The sequence below is a fragment of the Acuticoccus mangrovi genome (genome assembly GCF_016411865.1).
Classification (GTDB): domain Bacteria; phylum Pseudomonadota; class Alphaproteobacteria; order Rhizobiales; family Amorphaceae; genus Acuticoccus; species Acuticoccus mangrovi.
Genome location: NZ_JAEKJA010000023.1, coordinates 80355 through 92501, shown reverse-complemented (window position 1 = coordinate 92501; position 12147 = coordinate 80355). Strand labels below are relative to the sequence as shown.

General features: G+C 68.2%; 11 protein-coding genes. 1 reads left to right on the top strand and 10 read right to left on the bottom strand.

Annotated elements, in window-relative coordinates:
* Nucleotides 1-889: 889 nt before the first annotated feature.
* From JCR33_RS20660 to JCR33_RS20615, 10 genes are all read right to left on the bottom strand, one after another.
* Nucleotides 890-1303 carry a Zn-ribbon domain-containing OB-fold protein gene (locus JCR33_RS20660; RefSeq protein ID WP_198884025.1) on the bottom strand — a complete coding sequence of 138 codons (414 nt, stop codon included), beginning with the start codon at nt 1301-1303 and terminating at the stop codon, nt 890-892.
* 10 nt (nt 1304-1313) lie between these two features.
* Nucleotides 1314-2477 (bottom strand): thiolase C-terminal domain-containing protein, encoded by a 1164-nt coding sequence (locus JCR33_RS20655; RefSeq protein ID WP_198884024.1) that lies wholly within the window; start codon nt 2475-2477, stop codon nt 1314-1316.
* A complete protein-coding gene (locus JCR33_RS20650) occupies nt 2474-3523 on the bottom strand; it encodes an alcohol dehydrogenase catalytic domain-containing protein (RefSeq protein WP_198884023.1) in 1050 nt (349 codons plus the stop codon). Before JCR33_RS20650 ends, JCR33_RS20655 begins: the two co-directional genes overlap by 4 nt.
* Complete coding sequence (locus tag JCR33_RS20645; protein WP_198884022.1) at nt 3520-3936, bottom strand: Zn-ribbon domain-containing OB-fold protein; 417 nt, start codon at nt 3934-3936, stop codon at nt 3520-3522. The genes JCR33_RS20650 and JCR33_RS20645 overlap by 4 nt, the downstream gene beginning before the upstream one ends.
* Nucleotides 3933-5063, bottom strand: coding sequence for a thiolase family protein (locus JCR33_RS20640; protein ID WP_198884021.1), 1131 nt, complete (start codon nt 5061-5063; stop codon nt 3933-3935). Before JCR33_RS20640 ends, JCR33_RS20645 begins: the two co-directional genes overlap by 4 nt.
* A 254-nt stretch (nt 5064-5317) precedes the next feature.
* Nucleotides 5318-6496, bottom strand: coding sequence for a CaiB/BaiF CoA transferase family protein (locus JCR33_RS20635; RefSeq protein WP_198884020.1), 1179 nt, complete (start codon nt 6494-6496; stop codon nt 5318-5320).
* Nucleotides 6493-7863, bottom strand: a complete 1371-nt coding sequence (locus JCR33_RS20630; protein WP_198884019.1) for an MmgE/PrpD family protein — start codon at nt 7861-7863, stop codon at nt 6493-6495. Before JCR33_RS20630 ends, JCR33_RS20635 begins: the two co-directional genes overlap by 4 nt.
* Nucleotides 7839-9119 carry a TRAP transporter large permease gene (locus JCR33_RS20625; RefSeq protein ID WP_198884018.1) on the bottom strand — a complete coding sequence of 427 codons (1281 nt, stop codon included), beginning with the start codon at nt 9117-9119 and terminating at the stop codon, nt 7839-7841. The genes JCR33_RS20630 and JCR33_RS20625 overlap by 25 nt, the downstream gene beginning before the upstream one ends.
* Complete coding sequence (locus JCR33_RS20620) at nt 9116-9598, bottom strand: TRAP transporter small permease (protein WP_198884017.1); 483 nt, start codon at nt 9596-9598, stop codon at nt 9116-9118. The genes JCR33_RS20625 and JCR33_RS20620 overlap by 4 nt, the downstream gene beginning before the upstream one ends.
* A gap of 9 nt (nt 9599-9607) precedes the next feature.
* On the bottom strand, nt 9608-10621 hold the full coding sequence (locus JCR33_RS20615) for a TRAP transporter substrate-binding protein (protein ID WP_198884016.1): 1014 nt from the start codon (nt 10619-10621) through the stop codon (nt 9608-9610).
* A gap of 299 nt (nt 10622-10920) precedes the next feature.
* Here JCR33_RS20615 and JCR33_RS20610 point away from each other — a divergent pair, with 299 nt between their 5' ends.
* Nucleotides 10921-12147 carry a CoA transferase gene (locus JCR33_RS20610; RefSeq protein ID WP_198884015.1) on the top strand — a complete coding sequence of 409 codons (1227 nt, stop codon included), beginning with the start codon at nt 10921-10923 and terminating at the stop codon, nt 12145-12147.

Here is a 12147-nt window from a genome sequence, read left to right as displayed (position 1 = left end):
TGCTTACGCCAGCTGTCCGGTCGAAATGGGGGGCACTTCAGGCGCATGGTGCAAACGCTTCGTCAACAGAAAGGTAATGGAAAGGTTCCCGAAACCTATCGAGGATTTTGGGAATGAGTTCGTGACTTTACAGGCGAAGCGACACGACGCTGACTATAATCCAGATGCCCGTTTCACCAAGTCGGATGTGGGGACACATTTAGATCTAGCACACGAGGTTATTCGCGACTTCACTGAGTGCCCCATCAAAGACCGCCGCGCCTTAGCCGCGTACGTCCTGCTCTCAGAGAGAGCCATAAAGAGGTAGAATTTAGGCGGAAGGCCACAGGCGCCGCCAAAGACAAGGGCATCTCTCCTGAGGGGGTCTTGCCCGTTTCGGTAAACCCCTCTGTCTCCAGATGTGGACGCGGCTCACCCCTCCTTGCCTGCCGGCGCTCGGCGCCGTTTCGCCCATGACGCTCCCACCCGGCATGACACGCTGCAATATGCCTTCGTCGCGTCATGATAGGCGAAGAGAGCTACACAACCGGCGCACGTGATGGTGAACCGCTCGGCCATGCGAGCCCGTCGCGCCGCCACCTCGCACGTCACATCACAGAACCGCGCATGGCCGGCCTTGTCCGCCCCCAACGGCTTCGCGCAAGCCTCGCACCGCCGGGTGATCCGAGAGTAGAATCTTGCCGCTGCAGCAGCGGCACATGTTGTCCGTAAGGTCTTCAAGCCGCGTCGCGGTCATCCAGCTGGCCGCCGGCGTTGTTCCGGTTGCAGCACGTGGTGCAACCGAACCGCCCACCCGGCGTCTGTGCCTAGAATGGGCGGCCGCAGTGCTCGAAAGGTCGCTTCGGCGCTTTCGTAGCCGCACGGTGAACCACCCGCGGCGACTTCGGGCTCAGCGGTTGGTGCGCTTGAAGACCAGCATCGTCAGGTCGTCGTCGACGCGGGCGAAGTCGGCGCGGACGCGCTCGCCGACGGCGATCGGACCGTCCTCGTCGAGACGGGCGGTGATCCGCGGGCCCTCGTCGAGCTCCACCTGGATGACGTTGTAGGGCACGTCGGCCGAGAAGGCCGGGAACCACTCCTTGTGGACGACAACGAAGGAGGAGATCGTGCCGAGCCCGCTGGCGTCGCGCCATTCGAGCCGGTCGGAGAGGCAGTAGGGACACACCGGCCCCGGCGGCAGATGCGGCTTGCCGCAATCGAGGCAGAACGGCAGGCGCAGTACTCCCGCGCGCAGCCCCTCGAAGAGAGGCGCGTTGTCGGGACTGATCCGAGGGCGGGGCTTGGTGATGATGCGGTCGCTCATGATCTTCCTCTCACGCAGCCAGAAGAACCGAATCGCCCCAGCACGTGCCCCACTGGAGCACCGACGCATCGGGGATCTGCCGCTCGCCGGCCGTGCCGCGAAGCTGGCGGACCATCTCGCGGATGTGGTTCCAGCCGCCCACATGCGCCTCCGAAAGGAGGCCGCCGTTGGTGTTGATGGGCAAGGCGCCGCCCGGTCCGATCCGGCCGTCCTTGACGAACTGCCACGCCTCGCCCGCGCCGCAATAACCATAGCGCTCCAGCACGAAGAGGATGAGCGGGGTGAAGGCGTCGTAGGTATAGAGCCCCTGCACCGCCTCGCGGCCGATGCCGGAGGTCTCGAAGATCTCCACGTCGACGGGCCGTGACGCGACGTCCGTCGTCGGCTGCTGGCTGATGCCGAGCCCCGGCGGCGCGAAGATGAACTCGTCGCGGCTCGAGCGGATGCCCTGCATGCCGGCGATGCGCACCGGCTTCTGCTTCAGGTCGCGCGCCCGCTCCTCGGTGGTGACGAAGGTGACGACGGCGCCGTCGGTCACGAGGCAGCAGTCGAAGAGGTGGAGCGGATCGACCACCATGCGCGACGCTTGGTGATCCTCGAGCGTCAGCGGCTTCTTCATGATCGCGCCGGGGTTCTTCAGAGCGTGCTGGCGGATCTGGATCGGCACCTCGGCAAGGTCGGTGCTGGTGACGCCGTAGCGCGCCATGTAGCGCTGCATCGACAGCGCCGCCCCGCCCGCCGGTGCGGTCAAGCCATAGGGCGGCGCCTCGCCGTGGGTGCCCCCCTCCTCCCGGTTGCCCTCGATGTCGCCGGGGCCGCCGAGGATGTCGCGCTCGCGCGTGAAGGAGATCGCGGTGAAGCAGGCCACCACGTTGGCAAGCCCCGCCGACACCGCGAGCGCGGCGTGCTGCAGCGCGTTGGTGACGAAGCGGCCGTGGAGCCACGACTGGTTGACGTAGCGGATGTTGAGGCCGAGGCCTTCGGCGACGCGGTCGTAGTCGAGCCCGACCGGCCAGCCCATGTGGATCGACAGCCCGTCGATGTCCTCCCGCTTCAGCCCGCTGTCCTCCAAGGCGGCCTTGAACGCCTTGGCGCCGAGGCGGAGTTGGCTGTCGGGCAGGTAACGTCCGAATTCGGACGCACCGACCCCGCAGATCGCCGCATTGATCTTCATTGCAAAACTCCAGGCTTCAGGACGAGACGGCCGGTGACGCTGCCGGCCTCCATGCGCCGGTGCGCCTCCGCCGCCTCGCCGAGGGGAAGCGCCGCCTCCACGACGGGTCGCACCTTGCCGCGGGCGACGAGAGCCAGGCACGCGGCGAGCTGCTCGCGCGTGGTGGAGGTCGCCGCGAGCATCGAGATCCCCCGCAGGAAGAGCTGCGCCGGATTGAAGGGAACGAAATCGCCGGTGAGCTGGCCGATGATCAGCCAACGGCCGCGCAGGGCGATGGACTTGCGCGTCGGCTGGAAGAGCAGCGTGCCGACATTGTCCACCGCGACATCCACCCCGCGGCCGCCCGTCAGCGCCCGGACGGCGCTAGAAAAGTCCTCGCCGCGGCCATGCACCACGACCTCGTCGGCGCCGAGCTCGCGCAGCAGCGGCTCGGCGGCGGGCGACGTGGTCTGCGCGATCACCCTCGCCCCCTGGGCGGCACCGAGCTGGACGGCGTGGAGGCCGAGCCCGCCGGAAGCACCGGTGACGAGGATGGTCTCGCCCGCCTTCACCGGACTCACCCGTGTCATCGCGTTGTAGACCGTGCCGAGCGTGCAGGCGGTGATGGCGGCCGCCTCCAGCGCGACCCCGTCCGGCACGTGGCAGACATTGTCGTCCTCCACCGCCACATACTCGCCGTAGCCGCCGACGAGGCCGTGGTCGCCGAGGAACTTCTTGTCCGGGCACAACGGCTCGTAGCCCTCGCGGCAGTGCTCACAGGCGCCGCAGATATGGTAGCGCTGCACCGTCGCGACGCGCTCGCCCCGCCGGAACCGGGTGACGGCGGAGCCGACGTCGGCGACGGTCCCGGCGATCTCGTGCCCGAGGATCAGCGGCATGTGCACGCCGGCCTTCAAGGTGCCGTTGCGGGTGACGATGTCGTGGTAGCAGACACCGCAGCTGTCGACGGCGATGACGACGTCCTTCGGCCCCGGCACCGGGTCGGGGACCTCGCGCATCTGGAGGACCTCCAGACCGCCCGGCGCATCCACCACCACCGCTCTCATGACGCGTCGGCCGGGCGGAACTTGAGGAGGACCACGTCGTCTTCGGCCACGAAGGCGGCGCGGACGCGCTGGCCGGTGTGGATCGCCTCGTTCGGCGTGTCCACCATGTTGGAGAAGAACTCGACGCCACAGTCGAGCTTCACCTCGACCACGGCGTACGGCATCTCCGCCGCGAAGCCCGGAAAGTACGACTTGTGGAAGACGCAGAAGCTCTGCACCGTCCCGGTCGGCTCCACGGCGACCCAGCGCGCCCCCGCCTTGTGGCAGGCGGGGCAATAGCGGCTCGCCGGAAAGCGCTTGGTGCCGCAGTGATCACACTGCTGCACGCGGATCTTGCCCTCGGCGAGGCCCTCCCAGAACGGGCGCTCGGCGCCGTTCTTCGGCGGGCGCGGCTTGGCGATTGCATCGGTCATGACGGATCCCGCGAGTAGACGATGGAGGAGCAGACCGGCGAGGCGCAGCCGTAGTGGATGTTGGTGGCCCCGGCGACCTGCCGGTCGCCGCACTCGCCGCGAAGCTGGCGCACCGCTTCGACGTTGAGCGCCCAGCCCTGCATGTAACTCTCCGACAGGTGGCCGCCCGAGGTGTTGGTGGGGTAGCGGCCGCCGAGGCGCAGCGGCCCTTCGGCGACGAACGGTCCCGCCTCGCCGACGCCGCAGTAGCCGAGGCCCTCCAGCGAGAAGAGCACGGTGGGCGCGAAGTTGTCGTAGATCATCAGCGCGTTCATGTCCTCGCGCGTCAGGCCCGCGTCGCCGAAGGACCGCGCCGCGACGTCCGCGAGCGGGGCGTTCCAGAAGTCCTCCGGCGGAAACATCGAGCCGACGAAGGCGGTGCGCAGCGCACTGCCGCGGATGTAGACCGGCGGCTTCTTCAGGTCGCGCGCATGCTCCGGCGTCGTGATGATCAGGGCGACACCGCCGTCGTTGATCAGGCAATAGTCGAAGAGGCGCAGCGGCTCGCAGATCCAGCGCGCGTCCATGTAGTCGTCGAGGGTGATCTCCTTGCGCATCACGGCGCCCGGATTGAGCGAGGCGTGGTGGCGGAAGGTGATCGCGACCTCGGCGAGCTGCTCCGGCCGGGTGCCGTAGAGCTCCATGTGACGGCGCATCATCAGGGCGTGGAAGGCGCCCGGCGAGGTCATGCCGTAGGGGAACCAGATCGCGCCGCCACCGGAGCCGTAGCTGTCATCCGCCCCGCCATAGGCGACGCCCGCTGAACGACCGTTGTTGCCGTAGACGAGCGCGACGGTGCGCGCGCGTCCGCTCATCACCAGTGAGACGGCTGTGTCGATGCAGATCGCCGCGAACCGGCCGTGCCCCGGCGAGATGGTGACGTAGGCGGGATCGATGCCCGCGATCTCGCAGAACCGCTGATAGTCCGGAATGCGGTTGATGATGACGGCGTCGATGTCCTCGAAACCGAGACCCGCGTCGTCGACGGCCGCAGACAGGGCGTCCATCCCGAGGTCGTAGGCGTCGTAGTCCGGAAGCCGGCCATATTTCGTGTTGCCGACACCGGCGACTGCCGCGTTGAGCTTCATTACGCCTCCCCGTCCCCTACCGGGACGTCCAACGCCGGTTTGCCCGGGCGTTCTCGTCGTTGCCGCTCCAAGAGGGGCGGTGTTGCAGGCTTCAGCGTACCGATCGGACGGGGTTTGGCCAGAACCTCAACACTATCGGTTGCAGGGGCAAAACCCGTCGGCCGGCGTCGAAACCTGCAGTTCTACTGTGCGATTGGACCATTCGACTTGCGCCCAACCGGTGTCGGCATAGCCGTTAGCGCGTTCCGCGCGGCTCACACGGTGCCCGCCGCGCGCAGCGTCGCGATCGCCTCGCCGTCGTAGCCGAGCTCGGCGAGGATCTCCTCGGTGTGCTCGCCGAGCGTCGGCGGCGGCCGGTCGATGTGCCCCGGCGTCTCGGAGAACTTCACCGGAAAGCCGATCTGCGGCAGCCGCCCTTCCACCGGATGATCGCAATAGAGGAGCATGTCGCGGTGGCGCATCTGCGGATCGTCGAACGCCTCCTCGAACGAGTTCACCGGGCCGGCCGGAATGTCGTGCTCCCACAGGATCCGCACCCATTCGTCGCGCGGCTTCGTCGCAAAATGCTCCGCGAGCACGGCGCGCGCCTCGAGCGCCTGCTCGCGCGGCGGGAACGGCTCGGCCGGAAGGCGATCGTCGTCGAAGAGCTTCAGGATCCGGTCCCAGAAGTGATCCTCGATGACGCCGAGCGTGACGTACTTGCCGTCCGAGCAGCGATAGATGTTGTAGGGCGCCGATCCGCCGGCGACCCGCTGCACGCCGCCCTCCGGTTCGGTGCCGCCGATCAGCCATTCGGAGGCGTGCGAGTGCATGTAATGCATCGAGCCGTCGGTCATGGAGACGTCGACGAACTGTCCGCGGCCGGTGCGATCGCGCGCGATGACCGCCGCGAGGATGCCGTAGATCGCCATCATCGTGCCGCCGCCGATATCGGCGAACAGCGGCCCCGGCACCAGCGGCCCCGTCTCCGGTCGCGAGATGAGCTGCAGCATCCCGGTGATGCCGAGATAGTTCATGTCGTGGCCCGGCACGTCGCGGTACGGCCCGTCCTGCCCGTAGCCGGAGATCGAGCAGTAGACGAGCCGCGGGTTCACCTCAGACAGCGCCGCGTAGCCGAGGCCGAGCCGGTCCGCGACGCCCGGCCGGAAGCCCTCCACGAGGACGTCGGCTTCGCGCGCGAGGGCGGTGACGATCGCCTTTCCCTCCGCCGCCTTGAGGTCGACGGTGATCGAGCGCTTATTGCGGTTGCCGATGAGGAAGGTTCCCGAATCTCCCTTTCCCTGCGGCGGGAAAGCCCGCATCGGATCGCCGATGCCGGGCTGCTCGATCTTGACGACGTCGGCGCCGAGGTCGCCGAGCATCGTGGTGGCGAGCCCGCCGGGCAGAAGGCGCGACAGCTCGATCACCTTCAGCCCGGACAGCGCGCCGCTCACGGCTGCGTCGCCTCGGCGACCTCGCTCAGTCCGCCCCCCGCCCCCACGGCGTCCACCGCGGCGGAGAGGCGGGCCGCACCGTCCGCGCCGAGCGTCGCGCTCGCCGCAGCGTCGAGCCGGGCGCGGACCATCGCGCGGTCCGCGGCGACGACGTCCGGAAGGGTCGCGAGGCGCGTGGTGCCGTCGGTCAGCGTCAGCCGGACCCGCGCGCCCTGCTTGGCCGGATAGGCCACCTGAAACGAGGGCTCGATGTTGAGCTTCGTCACCCCGGCGAGACGCATCACTTCCGGATGGTCCTGCGTGCGGTAGTTCGCCTCGGCGATCTCGCCGGAGACGAGCACCGCCGCGACGGAGAATTGAAGGCTCATCTTGGCGTCGAGCGGGCCGGAGAACGGCCCCGGGTTGTCGCAGCCCGGGTAGCGCACCGCGTGCGGGAAGGAGTCGATGTCGATGCTCACGACCTCGGCCGCGCGCACCCCCTGCTGTACGAGCTCCAATGCCGCCTGGCAGGGCGTCTGAACGTAGTTGCAGGCCGGCGCCGGCTTCCAGTAGACGGACAAGATCTCGTACTCGTCACGCCCGAGCGGCTCCACCGCGTCGGCCCGCTCCAACCGCTCGTAGGCGGCGAAGAGCCCGGCCCGGCCGTCGATCGCGGTGTCGGAGATCGTCGTGCCGCACGCCGCGAGCTGCGCCGCCGTCAGCGCGTTCCGCGCGGCAAGACCGGCATGGAAGAACATCTCGTTGCCGCCCGCCCACGGCCACTCGTTGAGCCCGCAGGCCGCGTTGGCGGCGAACCCGATCGCCGCCTGGGTGCGCTCCGCATCGAGCCCCATGAGGCGCGCTGCGGCCGCCGCCCCACCCATTGCCCCGACGGTGCTCGTGGGACGGATCTTGGCGGCAAGGTCGGCGTCGAAGAGCTCGCGCCCGACCGAGGCCGCCACCTCGTAGCCGACGACGGCCGCGGCAAGGACGTCCTCCGCGTCCACCGCCTTCCATTGCGACAGGGCGAGAAGCGTCGGCCACACCACGACACCGAGGTGCGAGCAGCTCGGCACGTGCATGTCCTCGCGAACGAGGCCGTGGCCGATCGAGCCGTTGGCGAATGCGGCGTCGAGCGCGGAGCGCTTCAGGGAGGTGCCGACGACGGTGCACGGCCCCTCCGGCATCGCCTCCACGAAGGCGACCGCCTGCCGGCTCCACGGCAGGTCGCCCGCCTCCAGCGTGCAGGCGAGGAAGTCGGCGAGGCAGCCGCGTGCCTTCTCGATCGCCTCGTCGGGGATGTCGGCGCGGCGGGTGTCGACGGCGAAGCGGGCGAGACGGGCGCTCGCCGTGTCGCGCTGAGCTATTTTGCGTTCCGGGGCAGCCATAGGACGATCTCCGGCCAGATTGTCAGAATGATGATTCCAAAGAGCAGGATCGCGACGAACGGGAGCGCGGCGCGGCTCACCTCCGCGAGGGTGGCGCCCGGCATGAGGCCGCGCACCGTGTAGAGGTTGAGCCCCACCGGCGGGGTGATGAGGCCGATCTCGAGGATGAGGACGAGGATGATGCCGAACCACACCGGGTCGAAACCGACCTGCACGATGATCGGGAACACGACGCCGAGGATGAGGACCATCATCGAGATCGCGTCGATGAACATGCCGAGAAAGAGGCAGAGCACGACGATGGCGGTGAGCACGCCGTAGTCGGACAGCCCGAGTTCGGCGATGAGGCCCACCGCCGCCCGTGTCGCACCGAAGGAGAACAGCGCGAAGGCGAAGATGTGCGCCGACAGGATGACGAAGATCAGCATCGCCGTGAAGCGCACGGTGGAGCCGAGCGCGGTCAGGAACACCTTCGGCGTGAGATCGCCGAACACCACGCCGATGAGCACCGCGCCCGCGACGCCGATGGAGGCGACCTCGTTGGGCGTCGCCCAGCCGAGATAGATGCCGAGCACGATGAGGAGGATGAGGAGCGCCACGGGGATGATGTGGACGCTCGAGGCGAACCGCTCCGGCCAGGTGGCGCGCGTCTGCTCCCCCGGCACGGTGCGTCCGGAGCGAACGATGACGTAGAGCGCGAAGAGCGTCGTGATGAGGATGCCCGGCAGGAAGCCCCCGAGGAACAGCGCACCGACGGACGTCTCGGTCATCGCCCCGTAGATGATCATCGGGATCGAGGGGGGGATGAGGATGCCGAGCGTGCCGCCGGCCGTCAGCGTGCCCGCGATCAGCGACCGGTTGTAGCCGAGCCGCAGAAGGTCCGGGATCGCCGTCGTCGAGATCGTCGCCGCCGTCGCGACCGAGGAGCCCGAGATCGCCGAGAACACCGCCGACGCGCCGATGTTGGAGTGGAGGAGCCCGCCCGGCAGCCAGCCGACCCAGAGCGACATCGCCCGATAGAACTTCACCGCCACGTTGGAGCGCTGCACGATCTCCCCCATCAGGAGGAACATCGGCACGGCGATCAGCGTCGTGGAGTTGGCGTTGTTCCACAGCGCATAGGCGGCGCCGCGCAAAAGACGCGGGTTGTCGACGATGATCCACGACAGCCCGGTCAGTCCCAGCGCGACGGAGATCGGTAGGCCGACGAAGAGGAGGACGACGAGGCTGCCGAAGATGCCGAGAAGCGCGCTCATGGTGCGCTCTCCACGACGGGCCAGCGCCGGATCGCGCGCACCAGGGCGACGAGGAGGCGCAGCAGCATCATTGCGAGACCGAAGAGAAGCACTGCCTGCGGGATCCATAATGGCGTGCGGGTGATGCCCTCGGAGCGCACCCCGTCGAGCCAGGAGGTGTAGGCGAGTCCCCAGAGCGTATAGATCAGCGCCGCGACGTAGACGGCGCTCACCGCCGGCGAGATCAGGAGCTCGATCTTCCGGCGCAGGCTCTCGCTCATCATCAGCACGACGAAGTCGGCGGTGAGATGCTCCCGGCGCCGCGTCACCTCCGGCAACGCCAGGAAGGTGAGCGCGGCCATCAGGAAACCCGTCGTCTCGGAGACAAAGGGAAGGCTACCGCCAGCGAGACGCAGAATGATCTCGGCAAGCTGGAGGACGAGGATGGCCAGCCCCGCGAAGCACGCGAGGCCGAACAGGGTGCGGTCGAGGAGCGCCACGGTGCCGCTCTACATCCGCTCCTTGGCGCCGAGCGCCTCGAGCACGCCGTTCACCACGGGCTTGCCGCGGTCGGCGCCGACGCGCTCGATCCAGTTGGGCCACACCGCTTCCTTCGCGATCTCGCGAAGCGTGTTGTAGTCCTCCTCGCTCGCGTAGGTGATGGTGAAGCCGTACTCCGACTTCAGCAGCTCGTGCATCTCCTCCTCGCCGGAGGCCATGTAGTCGAGGATCTCGCTCGTCGCCGCATCGACCTCTTCCTTCAGGATTGTCTGATACTCTGGCGGCAGACGGTCGTAGGCCTCCTGCGAGACGAGGATGAGGCTGATCGTCAGCTTGAAGTTGGTGATGTAGCCCGCCTTGAGGACCTCGCCCCACTTGAGGCCGGTCATCGAGGTAGAGGCGGTCACGACCCCGTCGAGGGTGCCGCGCTGAAGCGCCGAGTAGACGTCGGGCGCGGTCATCGAGACCGGCGTCGCGCCGATCGCCTCGGTGAAGTCGACACCCTCAGCGGAGAACTCGCGAATCTTGAGGCCCTTGAAGCCGTCCGGACCGTCGATCGGCTTGGTCAGCCAGTGGTTCTGCGGCGCCCAATAGAAGCGGGAGAGCTTCACCGCGTCGTGACGCTTCAGGATGTCGTCGAGCGCAGCGGCGACGTCCTCGCTCGCCCAGGCGCCGTCCATCGCCTTGATCATCTCGGTCGCATCGGTGCGCGAGGGAGCGAGGAAGGGCAGCTCGGGGCCGGAGAGGATCGGATAGGTCGACGTCGAGTAACCGAGCAGCCACTCGGTCATTTCGACGAGGCCGTCGCGCATCAGCTTCTCGGCTTCGGCGCCCTTATAGGGCGTCTCGCCGAAGTAGACGAGGTTGATGTCGAGATCGCCGTTGGTGCGCTCCTCGATCGCGTCGAAATGCTTGGTGAGGATCTGCGCGTAGGGATGGAGCGGCGGGGCGACGGAGAAGTACTGCCACTCGAACTCGGCGGCTTGCGCCTGGAATGCCGCCATCGTGAGACCGGCAGCCAACACGGCCGCGGCAAGCGGACGTCCGCGGCGAGAATTCGCCACAGGATCGCTACTAAACATGGTCGCCCTCCCTGTAGAGAACGCATTTATCTGCGTTTTCGCATCGCTTTTATGCTTGCGGCGACCGTCACACACGGGCCGCGGGGAAGTCGACTGCAGAGTTAGCATAACAGGTTTCAGGAACGCTGCCTCGTCGTCCCCAGCCAACCTTGCAACAATCGTTCGCGTGAAAACTGTTGTGCCATATGCATCGCGCCGGATGGGGTGCCACCCGGCCGATGCCGCCGAAGGAGCGAGCCGTGGATAGGCTCCTGGCCGGAAAGCGTGTCGTGGAAGGAGCGGCCTTCGTCGCCGCGCCGTTGTGCGGGCTGACGCTCGCGCAGATGGGCGCGGAGGTGATCCGCTTCGATGCGATCGGCGGCGGACCGGACTATTCCCGCTGGCCCCTCACGGGAGGCGGTGCGAGCCTCTATTGGGAGGGGCTCAACAAGGGCAAGAAGTCGATCGCCATCGACCTGCGCAATCCGCGCGGACGCGAGCTCGCGATCGAGATCGCCACCGCGGCGGGCGAGGACGGCGGCCTCTTCGTGACCAATTACCCCGCGAACGGCTTTCTCTCCCACGCCGCGCTCGCCGAGCGGCGGCCGGACCTCATCTCGGTGCGCGTCATGGGCTGGCGCGACGGCGGCAACGCGGTCGACTATACGATCAACGCCGCACTCGGCGTGCCGATGATGACGGGACCGGCCGATCATGAGGGCCCGGTCAACCACGTGCTGCCCGCCTGGGACCTCTCGACCGGCCTCTACGCCGCGCTGTCGCTCGTGAGCGCTGCCTGGCGGCGCTCGGTCACCGGCGAGGGGGCGGAGATCCGCGTGCCGCTCGGCGATGTCGCGATGGCGACGCTGGGCAATCTCGGTCAGGTCGCCGAAGTCGCGGTCTCGGGTGCCGATCGCCCGCGCATCGGCAACGATCTCTTCGGCGCCTACGGGCGCGACTTCCGCACCGCCGACGGGCGCTATGTGATGCTCGTCGCGATCACCGCGCGGCAATGGCGCGACCTCGTGACGGCGCTCGGGATCGAGGCCGAGGTGGCCGCCGTCGAGACGCAGTGCGGGGTGAACTTCACCGCCGACGAAGGGGCGCGCTACGTCCACCGCGCCGCCCTCAACGAGATCGTGGAGGCGCGCACCACGGCCCTCGCGCTCGCCGACCTTGCCACCCGTTTCGAGGGCACGGCCGTCTGCTGGAGCCCCTACAACACGCTCAGCGAGGCGCTGCGCGACGGACCGTTCGCGACGAGCCCGCTCTTCCAACCCACCACCCATGCCTCCGGCGCGACCTACCCCACACCGCGCTCGCCGGTGGAATTCGTCGGCGCCGAGCAGCACCCGCCGGGTCCCGCGCCCGCCCTCGGCGCCCACACCGACGAGGTGCTGACCAGCGTCCTAGGACTGTCCCGCCATGAGATCGATCGGCTGCACGACGACGGTGTCGTCGCTGGCGCGTCAATGTCGAGGTCCTGA